General features: G+C 40.9%; 26 protein-coding genes and 1 other annotated feature. All 26 genes read left to right on the top strand.

Annotation, left to right across the window (positions count from 1 at the left end; genetic code table 11):
• The first annotated feature begins 11 nt into the window (after window positions 1–11).
• Window positions 12–923 carry a UDP-N-acetylmuramate dehydrogenase gene (gene murB, locus ES896_RS12035; protein ID WP_007499764.1) on the top strand — a complete coding sequence of 304 codons (912 nt, stop codon included), beginning with the start codon at window positions 12–14 and terminating at the stop codon, window positions 921–923.
• A gap of 136 nt (window positions 924–1,059) precedes the next feature.
• Window positions 1,060–1,839: a cell division protein FtsQ/DivIB gene (locus tag ES896_RS12040; RefSeq protein ID WP_046527246.1), complete on the top strand. Its 780-nt coding sequence runs from the start codon at window positions 1,060–1,062 to the stop codon at window positions 1,837–1,839.
• Window positions 1,836–2,525 (top strand): DUF881 domain-containing protein, encoded by a 690-nt coding sequence (locus ES896_RS12045; RefSeq protein WP_046527247.1) that lies wholly within the window; start codon window positions 1,836–1,838, stop codon window positions 2,523–2,525. Before ES896_RS12040 ends, ES896_RS12045 begins: the two co-directional genes overlap by 4 nt.
• A gap of 20 nt (window positions 2,526–2,545) precedes the next feature.
• On the top strand, window positions 2,546–3,271 hold the full coding sequence (locus tag ES896_RS12050) for a DUF881 domain-containing protein (protein ID WP_046527248.1): 726 nt from the start codon (window positions 2,546–2,548) through the stop codon (window positions 3,269–3,271).
• Window positions 3,271–3,639 carry a small basic family protein gene (locus ES896_RS12055; protein ID WP_003210988.1) on the top strand — a complete coding sequence of 123 codons (369 nt, stop codon included), beginning with the start codon at window positions 3,271–3,273 and terminating at the stop codon, window positions 3,637–3,639. Before ES896_RS12050 ends, ES896_RS12055 begins: the two co-directional genes overlap by 1 nt.
• A 159-nt stretch (window positions 3,640–3,798) precedes the next feature.
• Complete coding sequence (gene ftsA, locus ES896_RS12060) at window positions 3,799–5,121, top strand: cell division protein FtsA (RefSeq protein ID WP_007499754.1); 1,323 nt, start codon at window positions 3,799–3,801, stop codon at window positions 5,119–5,121.
• Window positions 5,122–5,154: 33 nt separating this feature from the next.
• Window positions 5,155–6,300 carry a cell division protein FtsZ gene (gene ftsZ / locus ES896_RS12065; RefSeq protein WP_007499752.1) on the top strand — a complete coding sequence of 382 codons (1,146 nt, stop codon included), beginning with the start codon at window positions 5,155–5,157 and terminating at the stop codon, window positions 6,298–6,300.
• A 300-nt stretch (window positions 6,301–6,600) separates the two neighbouring features.
• A complete protein-coding gene (locus ES896_RS12070) occupies window positions 6,601–10,920 on the top strand; it encodes a S8 family peptidase (protein WP_135226832.1) in 4,320 nt (1,439 codons plus the stop codon).
• A 249-nt stretch (window positions 10,921–11,169) separates the two neighbouring features.
• The gene (gene spoIIGA, locus ES896_RS12075) at window positions 11,170–12,099 is read left to right on the top strand and encodes a sigma-E processing peptidase SpoIIGA (protein WP_048001583.1); all 930 of its coding nucleotides are present in this window, start codon (window positions 11,170–11,172) and stop codon (window positions 12,097–12,099) included.
• A 58-nt stretch (window positions 12,100–12,157) separates the two neighbouring features.
• Window positions 12,158–12,877, top strand: a complete 720-nt coding sequence (gene sigE, locus ES896_RS12080) for an RNA polymerase sporulation sigma factor SigE (RefSeq protein ID WP_007499746.1) — start codon at window positions 12,158–12,160, stop codon at window positions 12,875–12,877.
• A 143-nt stretch (window positions 12,878–13,020) separates the two neighbouring features.
• Complete coding sequence (sigG, locus tag ES896_RS12085; RefSeq protein WP_003211879.1) at window positions 13,021–13,800, top strand: RNA polymerase sporulation sigma factor SigG; 780 nt, start codon at window positions 13,021–13,023, stop codon at window positions 13,798–13,800.
• A gap of 150 nt (window positions 13,801–13,950) precedes the next feature.
• Entirely contained in the window at window positions 13,951–14,889 is a 939-nt protein-coding gene (locus tag ES896_RS12090; protein ID WP_007499742.1) for a sugar-binding transcriptional regulator, read from the top strand.
• A 243-nt stretch (window positions 14,890–15,132) separates the two neighbouring features.
• Window positions 15,133–16,377, top strand: a complete 1,245-nt coding sequence (locus ES896_RS12095) for an NAD(P)H-dependent oxidoreductase (protein WP_135226833.1) — start codon at window positions 15,133–15,135, stop codon at window positions 16,375–16,377.
• Between the two features lie 12 nt (window positions 16,378–16,389).
• Window positions 16,390–16,821 (top strand): transcriptional regulator GutM, encoded by a 432-nt coding sequence (locus tag ES896_RS12100; RefSeq protein WP_008354650.1) that lies wholly within the window; start codon window positions 16,390–16,392, stop codon window positions 16,819–16,821.
• A gap of 17 nt (window positions 16,822–16,838) precedes the next feature.
• Window positions 16,839–17,369: a PTS glucitol/sorbitol transporter subunit IIC gene (gene srlA / locus ES896_RS12105; RefSeq protein ID WP_003210918.1), complete on the top strand. Its 531-nt coding sequence runs from the start codon at window positions 16,839–16,841 to the stop codon at window positions 17,367–17,369.
• 13 nt (window positions 17,370–17,382) lie between these two features.
• Complete coding sequence (gene srlE, locus ES896_RS12110) at window positions 17,383–18,393, top strand: PTS glucitol/sorbitol transporter subunit IIB (protein ID WP_024720315.1); 1,011 nt, start codon at window positions 17,383–17,385, stop codon at window positions 18,391–18,393.
• Between the two features lie 26 nt (window positions 18,394–18,419).
• Window positions 18,420–18,776, top strand: coding sequence for a PTS glucitol/sorbitol transporter subunit IIA (locus ES896_RS12115; protein ID WP_007499733.1), 357 nt, complete (start codon window positions 18,420–18,422; stop codon window positions 18,774–18,776).
• A 128-nt stretch (window positions 18,777–18,904) separates the two neighbouring features.
• Window positions 18,905–19,681, top strand: a complete 777-nt coding sequence (locus ES896_RS12120; protein WP_019743283.1) for an ABC transporter ATP-binding protein — start codon at window positions 18,905–18,907, stop codon at window positions 19,679–19,681.
• A 79-nt stretch (window positions 19,682–19,760) separates the two neighbouring features.
• Window positions 19,761–19,997: a YlmC/YmxH family sporulation protein gene (locus ES896_RS12125; RefSeq protein WP_008344958.1), complete on the top strand. Its 237-nt coding sequence runs from the start codon at window positions 19,761–19,763 to the stop codon at window positions 19,995–19,997.
• A gap of 212 nt (window positions 19,998–20,209) precedes the next feature.
• Window positions 20,210–21,073, top strand: coding sequence for a peptidoglycan editing factor PgeF (pgeF, locus tag ES896_RS12130; protein WP_135226834.1), 864 nt, complete (start codon window positions 20,210–20,212; stop codon window positions 21,071–21,073).
• 6 nt (window positions 21,074–21,079) lie between these two features.
• Entirely contained in the window at window positions 21,080–21,769 is a 690-nt protein-coding gene (locus tag ES896_RS12135; protein WP_234922855.1) for a YggS family pyridoxal phosphate-dependent enzyme, read from the top strand.
• A 1-nt stretch (window position 21,770) separates the two neighbouring features.
• Window positions 21,771–22,229: a cell division protein SepF gene (gene sepF / locus ES896_RS12140; protein ID WP_017359354.1), complete on the top strand. Its 459-nt coding sequence runs from the start codon at window positions 21,771–21,773 to the stop codon at window positions 22,227–22,229.
• 6 nt (window positions 22,230–22,235) lie between these two features.
• Window positions 22,236–22,517, top strand: a complete 282-nt coding sequence (locus ES896_RS12145) for a YggT family protein (protein ID WP_017367203.1) — start codon at window positions 22,236–22,238, stop codon at window positions 22,515–22,517.
• A 54-nt stretch (window positions 22,518–22,571) separates the two neighbouring features.
• Window positions 22,572–23,348 (top strand): YlmH family RNA-binding protein, encoded by a 777-nt coding sequence (locus ES896_RS12150; RefSeq protein ID WP_017367204.1) that lies wholly within the window; start codon window positions 22,572–22,574, stop codon window positions 23,346–23,348.
• Between the two features lie 26 nt (window positions 23,349–23,374).
• Window positions 23,375–23,869 (top strand): DivIVA domain-containing protein, encoded by a 495-nt coding sequence (locus ES896_RS12155; RefSeq protein ID WP_008344947.1) that lies wholly within the window; start codon window positions 23,375–23,377, stop codon window positions 23,867–23,869.
• A 59-nt stretch (window positions 23,870–23,928) separates the two neighbouring features.
• Window positions 23,929–24,166: a binding site (T-box leader), on the top strand.
• A gap of 58 nt (window positions 24,167–24,224) precedes the next feature.
• A complete protein-coding gene (gene ileS / locus ES896_RS12165) occupies window positions 24,225–26,990 on the top strand; it encodes an isoleucine--tRNA ligase (protein ID WP_008344945.1) in 2,766 nt (921 codons plus the stop codon).
• Window positions 26,991–26,995 lie beyond the last annotated feature (5 nt).

Consider the following 26,995-nt stretch of genomic DNA (forward strand, 5'->3'; position numbering starts at 1 on the left):
CGGAGGGTAATATGGAGAACTTGAAGAATGAATTATTAGAAGCGCAAGTTGGTAAAGTACTTGAAAACGAACCGCTTGCAAATCATACGACAATGAAAATAGGCGGACCGGCCGATCTATTAGTCATCCCTAAAGATGTCGATGCTGTCAAAACAATTATGGATCAGGTGAAAAAACATGATACTCAATGGACGGTCATTGGGAGAGGGTCCAATTTACTTGTTCTTGATAAAGGAATTCGCGGCGTCGTTTTAAAGCTGGGTGCTGGGCTTGATCACTTAACTGTCAATGATGAAGAGATTACAGTTGGCGGAGGCTATTCAGTTGTAAGACTCGCGACGTCTCTTAGTAAGCAGGGGCTGTCAGGATTGGAATTCGCAGCTGGTATTCCAGGTTCTATTGGTGGCGCTGTTTATATGAACGCAGGGGCACATGGATCTGACATTAGCAAGATTCTTGTGAAAGCGAGAGTCTTATTTGAAGATGGAACGATCGAGTGGTTAACTAATGAGCAAATGAACTTCAGCTATCGAACTTCTGTGCTTCAAAAGGAACGCCCTGGAATTGTTCTAGAAGCAGTTTTCAAGCTTAAACAGGACGAACGTGAGAAAATCACAAAGAAAATGCAGCAAAATAAAGATTATCGCAAGGAAACACAACCGTATAATAAACCATGCGCCGGCAGTATTTTCCGAAATCCATTACCTGAATATGCAGGACAGCTTGTAGAAAAGGCGAATTTAAAAGGATATCAGATTGGCGGCGCTAGAATTTCTGATATGCACGGAAACTTTATTGTCAACGCTGGTGGGGCGAAGGCTCAAGATGTGCTCGACTTAATTCAGTACATTCAAAAGAAAATCAAAGATGACTACAATGTAGAAATGCATACAGAAGTAGAAATTATTGGTGAAGCAAATTAAAGGCTACTACTTATGAATGATGGTATCACAGGAAAACAAACGGCATTTTTTCATGCCGTTTGTTTTCTAATCAATATGAGATAAAGAATGATCCAAAGGTGCGGACAAGCAGCTTTGAATGAGGTGAAGAGTATATATGCGGCCTGATCATGAAAATGAAAAGATCGTCAATATAGAAGAGCGAATCCCTAAAATTAAAGAACAAAGGAAGCAGAAAGCGAATCGGAGATTAATCTCTTTTATTTTGCTGTTTTTTATCATGGTTTTAATTATTGTCTATTTGCAAACACCAATCAGTAAAATTTCTTCTTTAACCATTACCGGTAATGAACATGTACCAACAAAACAGCTCGTTAAACTTTCGCAAATTAAAGAAGGCGAGACAGAGTTTTGGAATTTAAATAAAGATATGACAGCAGACCATATAAAGCAAAATAAATTGATTAAAAGTGTCAATATCAAAAAACATTTCCCTAATAAGGTCAGTATTGCTGTCAAAGAGTATGCAAATATTGCGTATCTACAAAAGGGACATTTTTATTATGAGCTTCTTGAAAACGGGACGGCTTTGCCAGATGAAGTAACACCAAGTCACGCAGGACCTATTTTTGTCGATTGGGACAATAAAGAGAAATTGAAGCAAACAGTGAAAGCTCTAAATCAACTGCCGGCTTCTATTCAGGAACTAATCTCAGAAGTATATTACGTACCGACTAGCTCCAATCAGTGGCTCGTTAAATTTTATATGAATGATGGAAACACCGTTATTGCATCAATTAAAACATTCGCAGATAAAATGACGACGTACCCTGCCATTGTCAAAGAGCTTTCGTCCTCTGAGAAAGGTACGATTCATATGGAAGTAGCTACGTATTTTGAAGCTTTTAAATCTAAGAAAAAGGAAGATGAACGTTGAGAGGCAAAACCGTCATATTCTCAATTGTAATGCTTGTTCTTGGATTTCTGATTTCTTTTTCATACCAATATACGAAGCAGCATCGAGCAGATGTCAATCGAACAGAACAATGGAAAAAAGAATATTCTTTGAAAAGTCAGCTAACAAAGCAAGAAAAGGCGAATCAAAAACTTGAAAAAGAACTTTATCGTCTTCAATCAAAGGTTCAAGCAACAGAGTTTGGTTTGAAAAATGAAAAAGAGCAGTATTTTAATGTTTTGGAAGATGTTGAGAAATACAGAATGTTTACAGGAGAAATAGGTGTAAAAGGGAAAGGGGTAAAAGTATCTCTTGAAGATGCATCTTATATCCCGAGTGGACAAAATGTCAATAATTACATTGTGCATGAGAGCCACATTTTCCATGTGATAAACGAACTATTTATATCAGGGGCATCTGCTGTAGCTATAAACGGACAAAGAATCACACACCAATCATACATACATTGTAACGGTCCAGTCGTCACGGTTGATGGTGTTCAACATCCAGCACCATTTGTCATTTCTGCTATTGGAGATCCAGCTGTTTTAATTCCTGCATTAAACATTGCAGGCGGGGTGGTTGATCAGCTGACAAGTGATCATATTTCCATGACGATTGAAAAGAAGGATATTCGTATGAATCCTCTTCTAAGAAACAAAGATTAATTGTGAAAAGGTGAGTGGTGTTGAGGAAAAAGAAGCCATTACTTAGTTTGACAGTCCTGATGGTCATATTTGGCATCATGGTCTCGATCCAGTTTAACTCTCTACAAAAGCCTAAAGTTCGCGATACTCGAGACGTTTGGGAATTAAGAGAGGATTTATCTGCATCTAAAAGTAAGGAACTGGATTTATTGAAAGAAATTGATAAATATGATGAAATGCTAAAAAAGTATGGCAACCAAGAAGATCAATCCAAAGAAGCACAATTAACAAAAACGTTGAAGGATTTGAAAGAAAAGGCTGGTTTTACAGAGGTAACGGGTGAAGGAGTTGAAATAGAAATTACTCAGCTTTTTTCTAAGGAACTTACTGGAGAAGAAGTCAAAAATATACCACCTGATCTTCTGAAAAAATTAATCAACGAAGCCAATATGTTTGGGGCAAAACATATTTCCATTAATGAACACCGGGTGATTAACACCAGTGTTATTCGAGATATTAATGGTACGACGAAAATGGATGGTTACAGCATAGATGGTGATACAGTCACGATTAAGATGGTCAGCGAGCAGGCCGATAAATTATACAGCCGTTTAAATGTATCAGATATTGGTGATTTGTTTGCTCAGGAAAATTTCAGTTTGAGTATTAGACGGCCGAAGAAAAAAATTCATTTAAAAGCATTTGACGGTACAATTCAATTAAATGAATTGAAGCCTCTTGACGATGTAAAGGAGGGAAAATCTTAATGTGGCTTCCTGTACTTGGTTTAATCATAGGAGTTGCGATCGGTTTCTTAACGAATTTTACGATACCGAATGAGTATTCTAACTATCTTTCCCTCGCTGTACTTGCTGCGCTTGATACATTGATTGGTGGAATCAGAGCACATCTGCAAGGGGCATACGATGAACTAGTGTTTGTATCAGGTTTCTTCTTTAATATTATACTCGCAATAAGTTTAGCTTTTCTGGGCGTCCATCTTGGTGTAGACTTGTATTTAGTCGGAATGTTTGCATTCGGTGTTAGATTGTTTCAAAATATCGCCGTTATTCGAAGAATTCTACTAACAAAATGGACAATTTCTAGAGAAAAAAAGAAAAAAAGTGAGTCATAAAAAAGGATATACATATGATGTAACGAATATTTTCAGTAATCCTAATAAAAAATGTTGATTTTTTAAGTTTTGTTACACACTTGTAAAAACACATTCATTGTATTGTTGTTCAGCAAATAATAGAATAGAAAGTATTGATATGTGAGGAGGTGCCATAGAATGAACAACAATGAAATTTACGTCAGCCTTGACATCGGTACATCCAATATAAAAGTCATCGTCGGAGAAATGGCGGATGATTCGCTTAACATTATAGGTGTTGGAAATGTCCCTTCAGAGGGGTTAAAAAAAGGATCGATTGTTGATATAGATGAAACAGTTCATTCTATTAGACAAGCATTTGAACAGGCTGAGAGAATGGTAGGTTTTCCTTTACAAAAGGCGATAGTCGGAATTAACGGAAACCACATTCATATTCAAAATACGAGCGGCGTGGTCGCAGTGTCTAGTGAAAATAAAGAAATACATGCTGAAGATGTGAGACGTGTCTTGGATGCTGCACAGGTAGTATCTATTCCGCAAGAACATCTCGTAGTAGACGTCATTCCGAGACAATTTATCGTCGACGGAAGAGATGAGATCACAGATCCGAAAAAAATGCTAGGTGTACGGCTAGAAGTGGATGGATCGTTAATCACAGGTTCTAAAACGATTCTACATAACTGGCTCCGATGTGTAGAGCGGGCTGGTATTGAAATTATGGATATTTGCTTGCAGCCACTCGCATCGGGTTCAGCAGCGTTATCGAAAGATGAAAAAAATCTAGGGGTAGCTCTTGTCGATATTGGCGGCGGCTCTACTACGATATCCGTATTTGAAAACGGGCATCTCTATTCTACTCACAGTATCCCATTGGGCGGAGAGAACATTACAAAAGATTTGTCTATAGGACTTAGAACTTCCACTGAAGAAGCTGAACGAATCAAAAAGCAATTTGGGCATGCATTCTATGATGAGGCATCGTCTGAGGAGACATTTGAAGTTTCCGTCATCGGTACGGACCAAAAACAGACGTATACACAACTTGAAGCAGCCAATATCATCGAAGCACGATTGGAAGAGATTCTGCTTTTTGTGGCAGAGGAATTACGCAATATGGGTGTCCATGATTTGCCTGGCGGATTCGTTCTAACAGGTGGACAGGCAGCTATACCAGGTATTCTTTCTCTGGCACAAACGGTCTTACAAAACAATGTAAGAATCGCAAGTCCTAATTATATTGGGGTCAGGGAACCTCAATATATGACAGGAGTGGGCCTGATCCATTTTGCTTATCGCAATGCAAAGATTCAGGGCAGACAGGTTGGATTCCAAATGCCGGATGAAGCATTTCATGAAGTAGGCGCGTCCATGGAGCCGGTTTCTTCTACACCACAAGTAAAAGAAGCTCAGCCAAGACCGAAAGTGAAACAAAAAGCGCAACAAGAGACAAATAAAAAACCGGGCAAAATGAAAAAACTATTTAATATGTTCTGGGAATAGAACTAGATTTTCGACGGATTAGGAGGATTCAGCATGTTGGAGTTTGAAACAAATATAGACGGCCTAGCATCAATTAAAGTAATCGGTGTAGGTGGCGGCGGAAATAACGCTGTCAACCGAATGATTGAAAATGACGTACAGGGTGTCGATTTTATTGCAGTGAATACAGATGCACAGGCGTTAAACTTATCAAAAGCAGAAACAAAAATGCAAATCGGTGCTAAGCTGACAAGAGGGCTTGGAGCAGGTGCGAATCCTGAAGTCGGTAAAAAAGCTGCTGAAGAAAGCAAAGAACAAATTGAAGAAGTCCTAAAAGGCGCTGACATGGTCTTTGTGACAGCCGGTATGGGCGGTGGAACTGGTACGGGTGCTGCACCTGTCATTGCGAAAATCGCAAAAGATTCTGGAGCCTTGACAGTTGGAGTTGTGACTCGTCCTTTCACATTTGAAGGAAGAAAGCGTCAGCTTCAAGCAGTTGAAGGGATTGCTTCTATGAAAGAAGCAGTTGATACGTTAATCGTGATTCCAAACGATCGCCTGCTTGAAATTGTCGATAAAAACACGCCAATGCTTGAAGCATTCCGTGCAGCAGATAACGTGTTAAGACAAGGTGTTCAAGGGATCTCAGATCTTATTGCCACACCAGGTTTAATTAACCTCGACTTTGCTGACGTGAAAACGATCATGTCTAACAAAGGTTCAGCTCTTATGGGAATTGGTGTCGCAACAGGCGAAAACCGTGCTGCTGAAGCAGCGAAAAAAGCCATTTCTTCACCACTTCTTGAAACAGCGATTGATGGAGCACAAGGTGTTATCATGAATATTACTGGTGGTACGAACCTTAGTCTTTATGAGGTACAAGAAGCAGCGGATATTGTTGCATCAGCCTCTGATGAAGATGTCAACATGATCTTTGGATCTGTCATTAATGATAACTTGAAGGATGAAATTGTGGTCACAGTCATCGCAACCGGTTTTATTGAGCAAGAGCCGGAAGTGACAAAACCTCAAAGAAATCCATTAGGACAAGGATTAAAGCAGAATCAATCTATTCCACAAAAGCGTGAAGTAAAACGTGAGGAACATCAGCAAACATCATCACAACCAAGACAAAATACACAGTCAAGTGATGATACATTGGATATCCCAACGTTCTTACGTAACCGCAACAAACGATAAGCAAACACGATTCAACCCCTTCCTTTGGAAGGGGTTTTTTTATGTCTGCATGGTGAAAAGATCCTGAGTCTGATTGATATAAAAGTCTTGTTTCTGCATGTTATTTGGATCTATCGTATGTGTTTTGGTATGAGTTTTTTAAGTCAAAAGAATCATTTTTAATTCCCTTTACAAAAAACGACAAAATGTTGAACTTTATTTGACTACATTAATGAGAACACCATGAATCTTGTCATGATCAAAAAGAAGGGGGAGGGGCAGGATACACACTGTTTGACCATTTGAGGAGGAGGGATTTTATTGAAAGTGAAGTTTCGTAAAACCGCCGTCTATCGTTTCATGAGTCTTTTGGTGATTGGTATTTTAACGATGACAAGCTTTGGGATGGTTCAAGCAAAATCGACTTCTACCTCATATCAGGAGGAAGCTGTTTCCTCTAAGACAACAAAAGCCAAGATTTCTTCGAGATTAAAGAAGCAGTTTCAAAAGGAAGATAAGGTGACCTTCTTAGTCAAAATGAAGGAACAAACGAATGTACAAAAAGTAGCAAAAGAAGCTGTATCAAAAGCAAAAAAACAAAAATTAACCGCGGCTAAAACGCAGTACACAAAAAGATCAGCCGTTGTATCTGAGCTGAGAGCAACATCTGATGAAACGCAGCAAGCGCTCCTAGCGTATTTACAAAAGGAAAAAAAGAATAAGCAAGTGAAAGATATTCATTCCTACTATATTGTGAATGGTCTAGCTGTGACGGCAACAAAAGAAGTGATGGAAAAGGTTGCTTCTTTTCCAGAAGTAGCTCAAGTGCTGCCGAATGAAACACGTCAACTTCATCGTCCTGTTGATTTGAAGCATGCTAAGCCAAACAAACAAATCAAAGCAGTAGATGGAGTCGAATGGAATATTGCTCAGGTGCATGCACCAGAAGCGTGGGATTTAGGCTATGACGGGACTGGAACCGTTGTGGCAAGTATTGATACTGGTGTCGAATGGGATCATCCTGCGCTAAAAGAAAAATACCGCGGGTTTGATCCTGCTCGTCCGAACGAACCATCTCATGAACTGAATTGGTATGATGCCACGACAGGCTCTGAAGTCCCTTATGATGACTTGGAGCACGGGACCCATGTGACAGGCACAATGGTTGGTTCTGAGCCAGATGGAAAGAATCAAATTGGGGTCGCACCGGGAGCAGAATGGATTGCAGTGAAAGCTTTTTCAGAAGATGGCGGTACAGATGCTGATCTGTTAGATGCCGGTGAGTGGATTTTAGCACCGAAAGATCGTAACGGAAATCCTCACCCAGAAAAGGCACCTGATGTTGTGAATAATTCGTGGGGCGGTGGGCCAGGTCTTGATGATTGGTATAAAGATGTAGTGAATGCTTGGAGAGCAGCAGACATCTTTCCAGAATTTTCAGCCGGTAATACCGATTTATTCAATCCAGGCGGCGCGGGTTCGATTGCAAATCCTGCTAACTATCAAGAAGCCTTTGCTACGGGCGCAACAGATCATGACAACAAGTTAGGGTCTTTCTCCCTTCAGGGTCCTTCTCCATATGGCGTAATGAAACCAGATATTGCGGCTCCGGGAGTAAACATTCGTTCTTCGATCCCGGGAAAAGGATATGAGGATGGGTGGAATGGTACATCGATGGCAGGTCCGCATGTCTCAGCTGTTGTTCTTCTTCTTCGCCAAGTGCAATCAGACCTTTCTGTGGATGAAATTCAGCAAATTCTCATTGAGACAGCGAAACCACTGACAGATCAGCAATTTCCTGAATCCCCTAACAACGGTTATGGGGCAGGGTTAGTTGATGCAAGAGAGGCGATTACGGCTTTAACCAATGGCATCGGTACGATTGAAGGTCAGGTGACAAAAGAGGGAGAAGATACAGAACCACCTGTTTTTTCACATAAAGGTCCGAATGAAATTTTTGCTGCAACGCCAACCCCATTAACCATCACTGCAGAAGATGGGATAGCAGTGACAAATGTTTCTTTGACTTACCGAGTAGATCAAGGTGAATGGGAGACGCTGAAAGCCAACCGCACGGATGGGAATCATTTAAAAGGAACCTATACGGTACAGCTCCCTGAACTTGAGGGGGAAAACGTGACGTACCGATGGATTGTGAAAGATTTTGGAGAAAATGAAGCGGCATCAGATTCTTACACACTTCCAATTAAAACATCCATCACCACTGGCTACTCACAAGATTTTGAAGCATGGCCAAGTGGATGGTTCAGTGGTGGAACAAAAGATCCGTGGCAGTGGGGAAGACCGTCCACAGGTCCAAAACAAGCATTTAGCGGGGAACATGTCTACGCCACCAATTTAGATAGTCCTTATGAAAATAAAACGGACGCCAATTTGTCTATGCCGCTCATTGCTGTACCAGATTCAGGTTCTTCCTACCTGCAATATCAATACTGGCATGATCTCGAAGCCAATTATGATTATGTGCATGTCTATGTACAGCCAGAGGGTGAAGACGCCGTTCAAGCGTCCGCTTATACGGGGAAAACAAATGCGTGGACAGCAGGCGAAGTTGATTTATCTGCTTATAAAGGTCAAAAAGTGAGAGTCCTGTTTCAGATAAGAACAGATGGCAGTGTCACAAAAGATGGCTTTTATTTAGATGATGTGAAAATCACAGATGAGGCTTTGTCTCAACAAGCCAAGAACCAGCTAGGTGTGATCAAAAAAGAAAAATCCACAAGCCAGAATAAGAAATCAGTTGATCCAAAAAAGGCAAAGCCTGCTAAAGTAAAAAATAAACATGTACACATTCAAAAGCAAAACAGTCATGATGCTCCGTCTATTCAAGCTCTTCCAATGAGAGCGCAAATCAGTGTTCTAGAAAGCGGAAAATCAACTTCCACCGATGAAGCGACAGGGAAATATCAGCTGTCTCAAGGAGCAGGAGAATGGACAGTGAAAGCGGAAGCTTACGGCTTTGAATCATGGTCCCAAAAAGTCAAAGTGGCATCAAAAGAAACAGCAGAAGCGAATTTCTCCTTACAGCCGCTAGAGAAACGAACGATCTCCGGCACGGTCGTCAATGAAACAACTGGTGAAAAGGTGAAGAATGCAACTGTTTATCTTGTGGAGGACGCAAAAATTGAGCCGGTGAAAACAGATGAATCCGGTGAATTTTCTCTAGAGGCATTAAGCGGTGTCTATACAGTCAAAATTTTTGCGAAGGGGTTTAAAGGCTATACGTTTTCAGCGGATGTGACGGAAAAGCCGCTTGAAAAGTCAGTGAAACTTGAGCCTTTTATCGGTTTTCCGGGAGAGATTGGCTACGATGATGGAACGGCTGAAAATGCACGGGCTTTCTACGATCCTAGCAATGGCTGGGCTGTGAAGTTTTCATTAGAAAAAGGAAAGAAACAAGCACAAGTCACAGGTGGTCTTTTCCGGTTTTGGACATCAGAATGGCCAGCTCCTGGAGGCGATGAATTTGCTGTTGAAGTATATGATGCTTCTGGGAAGGGTGGCGCACCAGGTGAGAAAATCGCAGGACCTTTAAAAGCAAATGCGCTGCGTAATGGTGAATGGACAAAAGTAGATTTAGAAGATCAAGCCATTACAGTGGATGGCGATTTCTATCTTGTTTATATTCAAACGAAAAAGAATACCGAATCTCCGGGACTTGCCACAGATGAAGATGGCCCTAATGCTGAAAGAAGCTGGCAGCTGACGAGCGGTGCTTTTTCTCCTTCTCCGAAAGAAGAGGGGAATTATATGATACGTGCGCTCGTAAACTATGAAGCAGATGTACCAGAAATCACTTCTCCAAAGGCAGGAACCATTACAAATCAAGGTGAATTGACGATTGAAGGCACGGCCTCTCCGGGTCTCGATGTGGCCATTTATCAGAATGATGAAGAGGTGGCCAACGTCAAATCAGATGAGTCGGGTACTTTCAAAGAAAATGTATCTGTTCCAAGTGGAGAGCATGTCTTCACGGCGGTGACTGTAACGGATAAAGGCTCAACAAAACATTCCAATCCAGTCAAGGTGATCATCGATCAAACAGCACCGACATTGACCATTGATACACCGAAAAAAGGCGACAAGTCTAATAGAGAATCACTCACGGTGGAAGGGAAAGTAGCGGATGATTATCTAGATCAAGTCACAGTCAATGGAAAAAAAGCGACCGTAAAGGATGGGGCATATTCTGCAAGGGTGCTGCTTGAGAACGGGAAAAATACAATCAAAGTGACAGCAAAAGATGCGGCTGGAAACAAAACGACTAAAAAGGTCGACATCGATGTACAATATGATGCACCTGTCATTTCTGAATTAACGCCAAAAGACAATATGAATCTATCATCAGGTGAATCGGTTAAGATTTCATTTAAAAGCAGGGAAAAGCTAGATGCCACCTTTGTTCTTCATATGCCGCTGACAAATGCTAGATCAAAACTTCAAAACACAACCGAACTGCCGATTCGTGAAGTAGCACCGGGAACGTATGAAGGCTACTGGACGGCGACATCTATTGCAAAAGCAAAAGGTGCAGTGATTGAAGTCATTGTCAAAGATGATTATGGAAATGTCACAAGACAGAAGGCAGAAGGAACACTCACCATCAATGAGAAAGAATGACAGCGAAAAAGACACGACTCTTCGGAGCGTGTCTTTTTTTGTGCAATTGATAGAGGAGACACTTGTCCAACAAATCATTCCGATGTTCTTTCTATTTCATACCTCGACAAAAACGATAACAATCCACCAAAAGTTCTCTATCATCCCCTACAAGAATTGACAGACTTCCATCCGATGACTGTTTTATACTGGTACAAACAAGTGCAAGTACTGCTTTTGATTCTTTGTTTCAGATGAAAGGAGCAGAAGGTGGTCATTTATTTAGATGTCATTTGGCTGTTAAACTTTTGTTTTGATCTATTGCTGCTCTTACTCACGGCATTTATTCTCAAACGACAAGTGAAAAAAAGGCGATATATGTTAGGAGCTCTCATTGGATCGAGCATTGTTCTCTTGCTCTTTACGCCATTTGCAATGGTTGTGTCGCACCCTTTAGGCAAACTGCTTTTTTCTGTCTTGATCGTGCTTGGAACCTTTGGATTTCAAAGATTTCGTTCCTTTTTTCAAAACCTGTTTGCTTTTTACTTTGTCACATTTTTGATGGGAGGGGGCATGATCGGGGTTCATTCGTTTTTGCAGACAAATACAGTCATTCAAGATGGACTGCTTATTTCACAAAATGATGGATTTGGTGATCCCATTAGCTGGCTTTTTGTTCTCACTGGCTTTCCGGCCATTTGGCTGTTTTCAAAGAAACGATTAGGAGAGGTTGGTGCGAAAAAAAGACAATATGACGAACAAGTACTTGTGGAGATCCACATTCAAGGAGAAACGATCCGCTTAAATGGTCTGGTCGATTCTGGAAATCAGCTGTATGATCCATTGACGAAAACACCTGTCATGATCGTCCAGCTCGATCAGCTCACATCTATTTTCGGAGAGCCATTTATAGAAAAAATGAAACAGTTTCATCCTGTTGAATTGATGCAAAAGCTCGATGACCATTTTCCGCTGCTTGATCGTTTAAGACTTGTTCCGTATCGCGCAGTCGGTCATGATCACGGGTTTCTACTATGCTTTAAACCAGATACGGTCGTCCTTTATACAAAAACACATATGATCCAGCCAGCAAAGTGTTTTGTTGGGATGAGTCTAAGTGGATTATCAGCAGATCAGGAATTTCAATCCATCATTCATCCAGAGATGTTAGACGGAAAAATGATACAAGGGGTGTCGTAGTTTTTTGTGATGTCTTTTATCTTACGAAGTCAACTGGACATTTAGAAGGGAGAAGAAGATGAAAAAATTAAAATTTAAACTCACTTACTACTGGTATAAACTCCTCATGAAGCTAGGGCTAAAGAGTGATGAGATTTATTATATTGGTGGAAGTGAGGCACTGCCTCCGCCGTTATCAAAGGATGAAGAACAAGAATTGCTCGTTAAATTACCAAAAGGGGATCAAACAGCAAGAGCCATTTTGATTGAACGAAACTTGCGATTGGTCGTTTATATCGCAAGAAAATTTGAAAACACAGGCATTAACATTGAGGATTTGATTAGTATCGGAACGATAGGCCTCATAAAAGCAGTAAATACGTTTAATCCAGAAAAAAAGATCAAACTGGCCACATATGCGTCTAGATGTATTGAAAATGAGATTTTGATGTATTTGCGTCGAAATAATAAAATCCGTTCAGAAGTATCGTTTGATGAGCCGCTTAACATTGACTGGGACGGCAATGAATTGCTTTTATCAGATGTACTTGGGACAGATGATGATATTATCACCCGGGATATTGAAGCAAATGTCGATAAAAAATTACTGAAAAAAGCGTTAGAACAATTAAACGATCGTGAAAAACAGATCATGGAACTGAGGTTCGGTTTAGTTGGCGGTGAAGAAAAAACCCAAAAAGATGTTGCCGACATGCTTGGTATTTCTCAGTCCTATATTTCAAGGCTCGAAAAAAGAATTATTAAACGATTGCAAAAAGAATTTAATAAGATGGTCTAAAAAAAAATTTTTGAAAGCTTTATCCCTGTACTGTCAAAGGGATCACCATTTTTTCACATCTTTCTCGTCGTAGACCGTGCATATTTTTCCATCCCACGGAGATACTGAACTTTGTACAACAGCTCCTGTAGGGAGGGAAAAAAGTGTCCAGAAATAAAGTGGAAATCTGCGGAGTCGACACCTCCAAACTGCCTGTTCTGAAAAACGACGAGATGAGAAAATTATTCAGACAGCTGCAAGATGAAGGTGATGATACAGCAAGAGAAAAGCTAGTCAATGGCAATTTGCGGTTGGTTTTAAGTGTGATTCAGCGTTTTAACAACAGAGGCGAGTATGTTGATGATCTCTTCCAAGTAGGCTGTATCGGATTAATGAAATCAATTGATAATTTTGATTTAAGCCACAATGTCAGATTTTCAACTTATGCGGTCCCTATGATCATAGGAGAAATCCGTCGATACTTGCGCGATAACAACCCTATCCGGGTATCTCGTTCACTAAGAGATATTGCCTATAAGGCGCTTCAAGTCCGTGAGAGACTGATTAGTGAGACAAGCAAGGAACCAACGGCAGAAGACATTGCCAAAGTGTTAGAAGTCCCTCATGAGGAAATTGTTTTTGCCCTAGATGCCATTCAAGATCCTGTTTCTTTGTTTGAACCGATTTATAATGACGGAGGAGATCCGATTTATGTGATGGATCAAATTAGTGATGAACGGAACAAAGATACACAATGGGTAGAAGAATTGGCCTTAAAAGAGGGAATGCGCAGATTGAATGATCGAGAAAAAATGATTCTTCGTAAACGCTTTTTCCAAGGCAAAACACAAATGGAAGTGGCAGAAGAAATCGGCATTTCTCAAGCACAAGTATCAAGGCTTGAAAAAGCAGCAATCAAACAAATGAATAAAAATATTTTTTAAAGCCGCCGCTAATGTGCGGCTTTTTTCATTCTTTTTAGAGAACCCATCTCTAGTATTGACTCTGTTATTTTTTTCATTTAATCTGTTTTTAACAAATGTTATTTGAAATATCATTTGTGAGGGAATAGAGAAGCGGAAAGAAGGGTTATTATGACATTCCATGATGAAAGAAGGCTGCTCATTAAGGTTGCGCATATGTACTATGAAGAAGGCGCCACTCAATCTAAAATTGCAGAAGCTGTTGGGGTTAGCCGTTCGCTCATATCGAAATATTTGGCAAAAGCACGTGAAGCAGGAATCGTGGAAATCATTATTCATGATGAAGTAAATCAACAATATGGTTCGTTAGAAAGAAAAATAGAGCGAAAATATGGGCTGCGAGAAGTCGTGTGTGTGGAATCTCTCAGTCAAGAAACAACAAAAAGTCGGATAGGAGCTGCGGCTGCGGGCTTTTTATTAAAAGTCATGAAGGATGGACAAGTCATCGGTTTTTCATCAGGGACAACCTTGCATGAAATGGCGAAAGCGCTTACGTCTGTTCAGCATTTTCCGTCTGTGACATTTGTTCCGCTTGTCGGAGGCGTCGGAAATGAAGATGTTGATATTCATGCCAACTATATTATTGGAAGATGCTCAGAAGCACTCAAATCCAAATGTGAGTTTTTACATGTGCCTGTCATGCTTGATACGAAAGAAGCGAAAGATGTACTCATTAGACAGCCGTCGATCAAAAAAGTCATTGAATTAGGAGAATCATCAAATATCGCGGTCGTAGGAATAGGCGGGGTTCCGCAACATTCAACGATGGTGAAATCCTATATGACAAGTGGTGAGGAAGATATCCTGCAAGCGAAAGATGTCGCGGGTGACATTTGTTATAACTTTATTGATCATAAAGGTGAAGTGTATCCGCATCCGTGGAACGACCGGGTGATGGGGATCAGTCCTCAAAAACTGAAAGAGATCCCGCTTGTGATAGGTGTCGCTGGAGGAGAAGAAAAAATTGAAGCGATCAGGGCAGCGTTAGAAGGTGGATTAATTCATGTGTTAATTACAGATGAACAAACCGGAGATGCCCTATTAAAGTAACTACCTAAGCCGATTAGGTAGTTTTTTTGAGTCTTTAGACTCAAAAAGATTGAAAATTTTATCGATTTTATCTTGACACAAAGTTGACACATCATATAAACTAAGTTCATAACAAATGATAAATAAAATAACAAATGTTACAAGAAACAGATTTTTGTTAATTTTTATAACATTTGTTAAAAGTTTCAGATTATTTTTCTAGCAATCTATTGTGAAGCAAGAAAACCTGAAAGGATGATTTAGATGTCAATTTATCAACAATTGTTAGCACGAGAACGCAGCGGAGATCAAATTAAAGTTGGGATTATCGGGGCAGGCCAAATGGGCTTTGGACTCATTTCACAAATTTCTAAAATTCCAGGCATGATTGTCGCAGGTGTTTGTGATATTCATCTTAGTGCAGCTGAGAAAGCAGCGAATTTTTACAAGCAACATGCGAAACCACATCAAATGGTCGTCACAAATGATTACAGAGAAGTGATTCAATCAGATTCTGTGGAAGTCGTTGTGGATGCAACAGGTGTTCCAGAGGTCGGAGCAAACATTTCTTTGGAAGCGCTTAATTCAAAAAAACATCTCGTTCTTTTAAATGTAGAAGTCGATATTACGATCGGCTTGGTCATGCATAAATTATTCACGAATGCAGGACTTGTTTACTCTGGATCAGCTGGAGATGAACCAGCAGCAACGCTAGAACTATATGAATTTGCAAAAACAATGGGGCTTGAAGTATTGGTTGCTGGGAAAGGTAAGAACAACCCATTCTTCCCAGAAGCAAACCCAGATACGTGTAAAGCTGAAGCAGATAGTAAACATATGAGTGCCCACATGCTGGCAGCATTCCAAGACGGAACAAAAACGATGGCAGAAATGAACCTATTAAGTAACGCAACAGGACTTTTGCCTGATAAAGTCGGCATGCATGGAGTAGAAGCGAATTTAGAAAATGTAGCAGATAAATTAAATCAAAAACAGCAAGGCGGCGTACTGGATAACTTCGGAGTCGTTGAATATGTAAACGGACTGGCACCAGGTGTCTTTGTCATCGTCAAGAGTGATCTTGAGCCAGTAGATGAAGAACTTCGCTACTTAAAAGTTGGAAAAGGTCCTCACTACACACTGTATCGTCCTTTCCACTTAGCAAGTCTTGAAACACCAGTGACGATCGCAAAAGCAGTCTTACAACATGATTCTTCAATCCATCCAATTGGTGTACCAGTATCAGAAACTGTCGCTGTGGCGAAAAGAGATATTAAAGCAGGAGAAACACTTGATGGTATTGGCGGATACTCCGTAAGAGGTGTACTTGAAACACATCAAGACATGAAATCGAACGGCCACATCCCAATTGGCTTAATCAGCGGAAAAGTGGTAGCGAAAAAAGATATCAAATTGGGGCAATTCCTATCTCATGATGATGTAGAACTTGATGCAAACACAACGGTCTGGAAGCTGCGTTCATTACAAGATCACTTATTTCAATCATAAGGACGTGAGGCTATGGAAAAATTAGCAATCGTACTTTGTATCATTCTAATTGTGCAGTATGGTTTATCGTTTATTCAAATCAAGTACTACCGCAAAAGCATGGATTCACTGATTGACGACTATAAAGGGAAACAAGGCTATCACTTGTTTTCAGGAATGGAGCGGCGCAAATTTGGTCCTGGAGCCATTGCGCTCATCATTGTCGATGAATCATACATCATTCAAAAGTGTCATGTGCTGGGTGGCGTCTCGATTTTGTCTAAATTTAAGGAACTGCCTTCCTATGAAGGAAAACATGTGGGGGCTGTGCTTGATGAGCATCACATGATGAAACAAACATTGAAAAAGCGCAAAAGGGGACCAGCTGTCATGCAAGCACTCTCCATGGCAGCGGAGCAGGCGCTTGTCTCGATTTCTAAAAAAAATATAACAAATGTGAACTAAGAAAGGGGAGATGAAACATGGAATGGATTCAATGGTTTGGAGAGCACTTTATCGGGATGTTTGAAGCCGGCGGAAAGCAGTTCATGGGTCTTGTTACAGGTATCGTTCCAACGCTTGTTGTGTTACTTACTTTCACTTATGCTGTCATGAAGTTTATTGGAGAAGAGCGAGTGAATAGAGCGATTCAGTTTGCAGCGAAATATACCATTTTGCGCTATACGTTAATGCCGATCTTATCCGTTCTTATTTTGACAAACCCAATGGCTTATACGTTTGGCCGCTTCTTACCTGAAAAACAAAAACCAGCATTCTATGATTCAGCTGTTTCATTTGTTCATCCGGTGACATCGCTGTTCCCGTATGCCAACGCAGGAGAACTGTTTGTCTACTTAGGAATTGCGAACGGGATTAAAGAAGCTGGATACTCTATGTCAGAGCTGGCTGTTCGTTACTTCTTAGTCGGGATCGTTGTCATTTTACTTCGCGGAATCATTACGGAATGGATCACAAAGTACTTAGCAGGAAAAATGAAAGCGAATTCACAATAGGGGAGGGTTAGACATGACAAACCACAAAGTATTTGTTGCAAAAGGTGCTGGCGGATGGGGAAAAGGATTAGAGCTTGAACCAACCGGTAAAAGAAGAAAGGTCGTTTCCATTACAGGAGGAGGCATTCACCCAGTTGCACGTAAAATTGCAGAAATGACAGGGACAGAAGCATGTGATGGCTTTAAAAATTCTATACCAGAAGATGAAATGATGTGTGTTGTCATTGACTGCGGAGGAACAGCGCGAATCGGACTTTATCCAATGAAACGCATTCCTACTGTCGATGTGCTAGCATCCTCTCCTTCTGGACCGCTTGCAAAACACATTACAGAGGATATCTTCGTATCAGGTGTCACAGAAAAAGATATTTCCTTTGCTGAAGCATCTGATAGTGAAGGGAATGTAGAAGGTCAAGAAAGCAGCGGCCCAATTGACAAAGAGAATTTCAAAGAAACCTATTCAAAATTGAAAGAGGAAAATATCGAACGTCAAGAAAAAGGGAATTTCCTCATGAGATTCTCAAGAGGAATCGGAAAAGTAACCGGCACATTCTATCAAGCTGGTCGTGATTCTGTTGATATGCTCCTTAAAAACATTATTCCATTCATGGCCTTTGTCAGTATGTTAATTGGAATTATCAATTATACAAAAATCGGTGATCTGATTGCCCATTTCCTTTCACCTTTGGCAGGATCTTTATGGGGGCTCTTACTGCTCGTTGTTGTCTGTACCTTACCGTTCCTGTCGCCTGTCTTAGGACCTGGGGCAGTCATCGCACAAGTCATCGGTGTACTGATTGGTAGTCAAATTGCACTAGGAAACATTCCGCCTCAATTTGCTCTTCCAGCACTGTTTGCGATCAACGGTCAAGTAGGGTGTGACTTTATCCCGGTTGGGCTATCACTTGGTGAAGCGAAGCCGGAAACGGTACAATATGGGGTACCAGCTGTTTTGTATAGCCGTCTCATTACAGGCGTTCTATCTGTTGTGATCGCATACGTTGCCAGCTTCGGTATGTATTAAACGTATTAAAGGAGGAATCGAGATACATGGTAACACAATCTGTCGTAAAAGAAATTGGGATCTTAGTCCCGCAGTTTAAAGAAGATAAGCTGATTGTTTTATTTGGACCAGCAGCGCCGCAGGAATTAAGAGATATGTCTGTCATTCATGAGTTTGAACACTTAGAAGAAGAGCCGCTGAAATTAGGCGGAACGATTCAAGTGGGCGACCAAACTTATACCATTACTGCTTTAGGCAATAAAGCAAATGACAACTTTAAGGAACTCGGCCATATTTCGATCTACTTCCAAGAGCCGTTTGATGATGTATTACCGGGAGCTGTCTTTGCATCCCCACATACGTTTCCTGATATTAAAGAAGGCGTACGAATTGAAATTTCGTAACCATGGAAAAAAGCTGTTCCTTATAGGGAGCAGCTTTTTTGCGTTAGGTTTACTGATTGAAACATTTGCGATATGCTGTAGACGTTATTATTTGTATATTCAGAATTTTTATTCAGGGGGAAAAGATCGTGTCGCTTGACTTGAAGGATGTTTCTTTAAAACGAAATGGAAAATGGCTGCTTCGTTCTATTGACTGGCAGGTGAAAAACCAGGAACACTGGGTGCTTTATGGTTTAAATGGTGCTGGGAAAACGGCTTTATTAAATATGCTTTGCTCATATTATTTTCCAACGTCAGGTGAGATGACGGTGTTAGGCCATGTGTTTGGCAAGGAAGCGCTTGGTGAAAAACTAAGGAAGAAAATTGGTCTCATCTCTGCTGGTCTTGAAAAGAAGCTGCACAGAGATGACAATGCATTTGAAATTGTTTTGAGCGGGGCATTTGCTTCCATCGGACTGTATGAAACACCGACAGATGAGATAAGAGAGAAGGCGATTGATTTATTAAAAACATTTGGCTCGTTTCAATATGCCAATCGCACGTATGAAACCCTCTCGCAAGGAGAGAAACAGAAAGTGCTCATCGCAAGAGCTTTAATGAATGATCCGAAGCTTCTAATATTAGATGAACCTGTGACGGGTCTTGATTTTTTAGCAAGAGAACAGGTGCTAGAGACGATCTCATTGATTGCATCAAAACCAGATGCGCCCACATTGCTCTATACGACCCACCATGCAGAAGAGATTCTCCCGATTTTTCAGCACACCTTATTATTAAAAGAAGGTACTGTTTTTCATAAAGGGGAGACAAAGCAGATGATGACAAGTGACTTGCTTTCTTCCTTTTTTGAATGTCCAGTCGAAGTCATGTGGCAAAACGGCCGCCCTCACTTAAGTAAATTGTAGATAAGAGAAACTATTGGTCTGCTTCCCTGCTTTTCCATCATACATATTATAGTAGAAAACGAAAGGCGGGGAAGGACAGATGATCAGTATTTCTGAATTCCAAATCAAAGATGTCGTCGATGTGTCCAGCGGAAAAAAATTAGGTACTATTGGAGACATCGATATCAATGTCACGAGCGGTAAAATACAAGCGATTATCATTGGCGGTACAGGTAAAATGATGGGATTTTTCGGAAAAGAAGAGGAAATGATTGTCCCGTGGCGAAATATAGTAAAAATTGGCGAAGATGTGATACTTGTCCGTTTGTCTTCTTAATTTGTGTAAATTCCTCAACTAATAGATCAAATTTTCCTTAAAACAAGCTCTCCATTCTCAGCAATCAATGTCTTTTTCGGGTAAAAAGATTACGTTTTCATATCAATTTGAAAAAAAACCTGTAGAAAGGGCACATTTGAGTGTAATATTTAATGAATCCCACTAACTGTCTTAGCAGGTCTTGTGGTAAAATAGGAGCGATATAAAGAGAGATGAATGAAAGGTGGGAGGCAGCTTTGATAGACAAATATGACCCCTTTCAGCAGAAATCACCTTATGCAATGCTGATTCATGATTGGACGAACATGACATGTTCTGGAAAAGAGATATTGGCCGGTTTTACGACAAAAAATGGCGGCTTTAGTCTTTCTCCATATCAATCAATGAACACTGGACTCCATGTAGGAGATGATGCTTCTAGTGTCCAAATGAATCGTCAAGTCATTGCAGATGCTACTGCTGTGCCGCTCTCTAATTGGGTGTTTGCTGACCAAACACACGAGGATCGCATCATGAAAGTCACAAAGGAACAAAAGGGAAGAGGAAGTCTTCAGTATGATGAAGCGCTCTCTAGAACAGATGGTTTATACACCTCTGAACCAAACATCATGCTCGCTCTTTGTTTCGCTGACTGTGTTCCGCTTTATTTTCTAGCGCCGCAATCTGGGCTGATTGGAACGGCTCATGCCGGCTGGAAAGGAACCATCAAACAAATTGGCGCCAACATGGTTGATGCATGGGTTCGCCAAGAAGGCGCTGATGCCGATCATATACAAGTCGTCATTGGACCATCCATTGGCAGCTGCTGCTACATAGTAGATGATGTTGTCATAGATCAAGTGAAACAGCTTCCTTTTACAACAGAGGATGTGTATTCCGAGATGTCACAAGGACAATACAAAATTGACTTAAAAACACTAAACAAAAACGTATTACTTCATGCAGGATTAAAAGAAGAAAACATACATGTCAGTTCGATGTGCACAAGTTGCAATGAGCAGCATTTCTTCTCACACCGGCGTGATCAAGGGAAAACAGGACGTATGATGTCTTTTGTCGGGTTTAAGGAGGCATAAGTGCAATTGAATGTACGAGAGAATCTCAGACAAATAAATGAACAAATCAACGGAGCATGTAAAAGAGCAGGTAGACATCCAGACGATGTATCGGTTGTCGCTGTCACAAAATATGTCTCGATTGAACGAGCATTAGAAGCAAAGGATGCCGGAATTTTGCACTTTGGTGAAAATCGTGACCAAGGGTTACTTGAAAAACAGGCAGCCATAACCGATGAAAACATTAGCTGGCACTTCATCGGCAGTTTACAGACGCGAAAAGTGAAATCTGTCATTCAGACCATTGACTACTTACATTCGCTAGACAGAATGTCCCTTGCGAATGAAATTGAAAAAAGAGCGGATCACACGGTTCGCTGTTTTGTACAGGTGAACACATCACTTGAGGAGTCAAAACACGGCTTACAAAGCGAAGACGTGATTCCATTTGTCAAACAGCTCGCTGATTTCAAATATATTGAAATTGCTGGACTCATGACGATGGCTCCATTTACAGATGATCATACTGTGATACGAAACTGTTTTAAAACATTAAAAAGCCTTCAACAAGAGGTAAAACAACTGAACCAAGTAAATGCACCTTGTCAGCATTTATCGATGGGCATGTCAAACGATTTTGAAATCGCAATTGAAGAAGGTGCGACATTTGTTCGGATTGGCTCTTCACTTGTTGGAAATGAAACAGGAGGTGCGTGACATGAGCATAAAAAATAAGTTTAAAAGCTTCTTCACACTCGATGATGAAGAGTATGAGTACGAATATATTGATGAAGAAAGAGAACCAGCGCAAGAAGAAAAAAACACAAAAGATAAAGCGGCATTTCAAGAGCGTCCTCAGGCAGGGAAACAAAATGTCGTCAGCTTGCAAAGCGTGCAAAAATCCTCTAAAGTGGTGTTAAGTGAGCCGCGTGTTTATGCAGAGGCTCAAGAGATTGCAGATCATATAAAAAATCGGCGTGCAGTCGTCGTCAATTTGCAGCGCATTCAGCACGATCAAGCAAAGCGAATCATCGACTTCTTAAGCGGAACGGTTTATGCAATCGGTGGAGACATTCAGCGTATTGGCTCGAATATATTCCTTTGCACTCCTGATAATGTGGATGTATCTGGCACAATATCAGAGCTATTGACAGAGGAAGAACCTCAGAGGTGGTAAACCAAAGTGATTCTATATTACATTTTTCAGTTTCTACAGACTGTATTAACGATTTACTCATTCGCGATCATTATTTACATCTTTATGTCATGGGTACCATCTGCAAGAGAAACAGCGATTGGCCGCTTCTTGACAAACATTTGCGAACCGTATTTAGAACCATTCCGTAAAATTATTCCGCCAATTGGCATGATTGACATCTCGCCAATTGTGGCATTGCTTGTGATTCGTTTCGCATCATTGTATGGACTAACTGGTCTTTATAATATGATTGTACGATTCATGTAGACAGGCTGCCGGGCTTGGCATATGCCAGGCTCTTTTACATAAAAGGGGAACAAAATGAGCGATATTTATCAACATTTTAGAAAAGACGAACAGCCATTTGTCGACCAAGTATTAGGCTGGAAAAACATCGCACTCGATCAATATCGAATGAAATTAACAGACTTTCTTGATCCGCGTGAGCAGTTCATTACCCAGTCCGTGATTCAGCATTCTGATGAACTGGGTCTCATGTTTTTTGGCGGGTATGAGGAAGCAGAGCGGAAAAGGGCTTTGATCTATCCTGACTATTTAGCACCGACCATACAGGATTTTGAACTGACTTATTTTCAGGTGAACTATGCGAAAAAGTTTATTTCTATAGAACACCCCAACCTTCTCGGTTCGCTCATTGGGACAGGCCTGAAGCGTCAAAAATTCGGTGATTTGTTGTTTTCAGAGGACAACGTGCAATTTATTTGTACAAGCGATGTTGCCGATTTTGTTCGGGCTCAGCTGACGCATGTCGGCAGAGCATCTGTTTCATTAGAGGAAATCAGCAAGGCAGATCTTCAGCCAGTCATCAGCAAAACCGATATCAAAGAAGATACGATTTCTTCACTGCGGCTTGACGCTGTATGTGCTGCTGTCAGCCGTCAGTCTCGGCAAAAAGCACAGCTTTTGGTCAAAAATGGTCTTGTCAAAGTAAACTGGAAAGTCACTGAAGACCCTTCCTTTACAATTGGTGAAGGTGATCAGCTCTCTGTCAGGGGATTTGGCCGCTTTAGCTTAAAAACAATTGATGGGAAGACAAAAAAAGATAAATTCAAAGTAACATTTGAGCTTCTGACATAACGAATTTGAATCTGGAGGTGGCAAAATTGCCATTAACACCTAATGATATTCATAATAAAACGTTCACAAAAAGTTTTCGCGGCTATGACGAAGATGAAGTAAATGAGTTTTTAAGCCAAGTACGTAAAGATTACGAGATCGTACTTCGCAAAAAGAACGAGCTTGAAGACAAAGTCAACGAGCTTGATGAAAGACTAGGCCATTTTGCAACAATTGAAGAAACATTAAACAAATCCATTCTTGTGGCGCAAGAAGCAGCAGAAGACGTGAAGCGTCATTCTGATAAAGAAGCGAAATTGATCATTCGTGAAGCTGAGAAAAATGCAGACCGTATTATCAACGAAGCGTTATCAAAATCAAGAAAGATTGCAATGGAAATCGAAGAGCTCAAGAAACAGTCGAAAGTCTTTAGAACTCGTTTCCAAATGCTCATCGAAGCTCAGCTTGATCTTCTAAAAAATGATGATTGGGATCATTTGCTGGAATATGAAGTTGACGCTGTCTTTGACGAAAAAGAATAAGTGCATCATCTTGACATGACGTGCTCATGTTGCATATAATACCATCATAAATTAACAAGAGATAAACGTTTGAAAGGGACACTCGCAGTTGTCACATGCGTAATTAAGCGAATCAGGGACGGTGGAAGCCTGACATTACGGGACGCTGCAATGAGATCACCCCTTTAGTTCCTTTTCTGAAATGAATGAGTAAGAAAAGGCGTCAGATCACGTTACGATTTTAGAGTGGATAAGCGGCAATTTCAAAGCGCTTGTCTAAAAGGGTGGTACCGCGAGACAAGCCTTCTCGTCCCTTATGGGATGAGGGGCTTTTTTTATTGTTTTTTAATACGAATTTGCATGTGGAGGAATAGGTATGAACTACAAAGACACCTTATTAATGCCAAAAACAGAATTCCCGATGAGAGGGAACCTGCCGAACAAAGAGCCTGAAATCCAAGAGGAGTGGGCAGAAAAAGACATCTATCAAATGGTTTTAGAGCGGACAAAAGGACGCCCGACCTTTATTTTGCATGATGGACCTCCATATGCGAATGGTGACATTCATATGGGGCACGCACTCAATAAAATCCTCAAAGATTTTATTGTCCGTTTTAAATCAATGAATGGATTCCATGCACCGTATGTACCGGGCTGGGATACACATGGCTTACCGATTGAAACAGCCCTTACGAAAAATAAAAAAGTCAAACGCAAAGAAATGTCGACAGCAGAATTCCGTAAACTATGTGAGGAGTATGCTTGGAAACAAATCGAAGGTCAGCGCAATCAGTTTAAACGTTTAGGCGTAAGAGCAGACTGGGACAATCCATATGTGACATTGAAGCCCGAATACGAAGCGCAGCAAATCCTTGTATTTGGTGAAATGGCGAAAAGAGGCTATATTTACAAAGGTCTTAAGCCTGTTAACTGGTCTCCATCAAGTGAATCAGCACTTGCTGAAGCAGAAATTGAATACAAGGACAAACGTTCACCGTCGATTTACGTATCATTTAAAGTGAAAGATGGCAAAGGCGTACTTGAAAACGGCGAGCAGTTCATCATCTGGACAACAACACCTTGGACACTTCCTGCAAACCTTGGCATTTGTGTACATCCAAACCTAGAGTACAGCGTGCTTCAAGTGGGTGCTGAGCGATATGTCATCGCATCTGAGCTAGTTGAACAAGTGGCAAAAACACTTGGCTTTGAAGAGTACGAAGTTGTGAAAACGTTAAAAGGTAAAGAATTAGATAAGGTCGTTGCAGCACATCCAATTTACGATAGAGATTCTCTTGTGATGCTTGGCGATCACGTCACAACAGATGCAGGAACAGGCTGTGTTCACACAGCGCCAGGTCACGGGGAAGATGACTTTATCGTAAGTATGAAGTACGGTCTTGATGTGTTATGTCCAGTAGATGAAAAAGGTGTGATGACAGAAGAAGCACCTGGTTTTGAAGGACTATTCTACGAGGATGCCAATAAAGCCATCACAGAACAGCTTGAAGCAAAAGGCGCATTGAAAAAGCTCGACTTTATCACGCACTCCTATCCGCATGACTGGAGAACGAAAAAACCAACAATTTATCGTGCAACTGCTCAGTGGTTTGCTTCCATTAAAGATTTCAGAGAAGCACTATTAGATAATATTAAAGAAACGAAATGGGTTCCAGCTTGGGGCGAAACGCGTCTGTTCAATATGGTGCGTGACAGAGGTGACTGGTGCATTTCAAGACAGCGTGTATGGGGCGTTCCAATCCCGGTCTTCTATGCTGAAAATGGTGAGCCAATCATCACAGATGAAACGATTCAGCACGTCTCTCAATTATTTAGAGAACATGGCTCGAATATTTGGTTTGAAAAAGAAGCAAAAGAATTATTGCCTGAAGGCTTTACACATCCAGGCAGCCCGAATGGTGAATTTACAAAAGAGCAAGATATCATGGATGTATGGTTTGATTCTGGTTCTTCTCACCAAGCGGTATTAGAAGAACGAGATGACCTTGTTCGTCCGGCAGACCTTTACCTTGAAGGTTCTGATCAATATCGCGGCTGGTTTAACTCATCTTTATCTACAGCAGTTGCTGTCACTGGAAAAGCGCCATATAAAGGTGTTCTCAGCCATGGCTTTACGCTTGATAAAGAAGGACGCAAGATGAGTAAATCATTAGGCAATACGATTGATCCGACGAAAGTGGCGAAGCAGCTTGGTGCGGAGATTCTTAGACTTTGGGTATCTTCTGTCAACTATCAAGCCGATCATCCAGTGTCTGACGACATTTTAAAACAAGTCGCAGAAGTTTATCGTAAAATCCGTAACACGTTCCGCTTCTTGCATGGTAACCTGTTTGACTTTGATCCAGCAGTCAATGCAGTACCAGTCGAAGAGCTTCGCGAAGTGGATCAATATATCTTAATCAAATTAAACAAATTGATTGATAAAGTGAAAAAAGCTTATGATGATTACGAATTTGCGGTTGTCTATCATGCCATCCACAACTTCTGTACGATTGAGCTTAGCTCTTTCTATCTCGATTTTGCAAAAGATGTGGTATACATTGAGCATGCGGATCATCCAGACCGCCGCAGCATGCAAACGGTCTTCTACGAAACATTAATGGCGTTAGTGAAGCTGACAGCACCAATTCTTCCGCATACAGCAGACGAACTATGGAGCCACTTAAGCTTTGTTGAAGAACCAAGTGTTCAGTTAACAGATATGCCAGAAGGTGTAGCTGTTCCTCAAGCAGAAGCGACAGAAGTGAAGTTTGACCGCTTTATGGAAGTACGTGACGATGTGCTAAAAGCGCTGGAAATTGCGCGTAATGAGAAAGTCATCGGACGTTCACTTGAAGCAAGTGTAACCCTTTATGCAACAGAGGAAGTGAAAAACCTTCTTGCATCCATTAAAGAAGATGTGAAGCAGCTCTTTATCATTTCTGAGTTAACAGTAGAAGATGAGAAGCATGCAGACGCATCAGCGCCTGAATACACATCAGGACGTATTGTTGTTCAAAAAGCAGAAGGAGAACTGTGCGAACGCTCCCGCATTATTTCAAAAGATGTTGGCGCAAATCCAAAATACCCAACATTGTCGCTCAAAAATGCTGAAATTGTGGAGAAATATTACCAGAATTAACAGCA

Source organism: Bacillus sp. 005/A4HT-01/001 (assembly GCF_004634445.1).
GTDB classification, from domain to species: Bacteria; Bacillota; Bacilli; order Bacillales; family Bacillaceae; genus Bacillus; species Bacillus altitudinis.

Coding starts and splice junctions, on each gene's coding strand:
- sepF (WP_017359354.1), top strand. CDS start 21,771: ATGAGCATAAAAAATAAGTTTAAAAGCTTCTTCACACTCGATGATGAA.
- sigE (WP_007499746.1), top strand. CDS start 12,158: ATGAAAAAATTAAAATTTAAACTCACTTACTACTGGTATAAACTCCTC.
- srlA (WP_003210918.1), top strand. CDS start 16,839: ATGGAATGGATTCAATGGTTTGGAGAGCACTTTATCGGGATGTTTGAA.
- srlE (WP_024720315.1), top strand. CDS start 17,383: ATGACAAACCACAAAGTATTTGTTGCAAAAGGTGCTGGCGGATGGGGA.
- ES896_RS12100 (WP_008354650.1), top strand. CDS start 16,390: ATGGAAAAATTAGCAATCGTACTTTGTATCATTCTAATTGTGCAGTAT.
- ES896_RS12055 (WP_003210988.1), top strand. CDS start 3,271: ATGTGGCTTCCTGTACTTGGTTTAATCATAGGAGTTGCGATCGGTTTC.
- ES896_RS12115 (WP_007499733.1), top strand. CDS start 18,420: ATGGTAACACAATCTGTCGTAAAAGAAATTGGGATCTTAGTCCCGCAG.
- ES896_RS12095 (WP_135226833.1), top strand. CDS start 15,133: ATGTCAATTTATCAACAATTGTTAGCACGAGAACGCAGCGGAGATCAA.
- murB (WP_007499764.1), top strand. CDS start 12: ATGGAGAACTTGAAGAATGAATTATTAGAAGCGCAAGTTGGTAAAGTA.
- ES896_RS12040 (WP_046527246.1), top strand. CDS start 1,060: ATGCGGCCTGATCATGAAAATGAAAAGATCGTCAATATAGAAGAGCGA.
- ileS (WP_008344945.1), top strand. CDS start 24,225: ATGAACTACAAAGACACCTTATTAATGCCAAAAACAGAATTCCCGATG.
- ES896_RS12090 (WP_007499742.1), top strand. CDS start 13,951: ATGACATTCCATGATGAAAGAAGGCTGCTCATTAAGGTTGCGCATATG.
- pgeF (WP_135226834.1), top strand. CDS start 20,210: ATGAATGAAAGGTGGGAGGCAGCTTTGATAGACAAATATGACCCCTTT.
- ES896_RS12150 (WP_017367204.1), top strand. CDS start 22,572: ATGAGCGATATTTATCAACATTTTAGAAAAGACGAACAGCCATTTGTC.
- ftsA (WP_007499754.1), top strand. CDS start 3,799: ATGAACAACAATGAAATTTACGTCAGCCTTGACATCGGTACATCCAAT.
- ftsZ (WP_007499752.1), top strand. CDS start 5,155: ATGTTGGAGTTTGAAACAAATATAGACGGCCTAGCATCAATTAAAGTA.
- ES896_RS12125 (WP_008344958.1), top strand. CDS start 19,761: ATGATCAGTATTTCTGAATTCCAAATCAAAGATGTCGTCGATGTGTCC.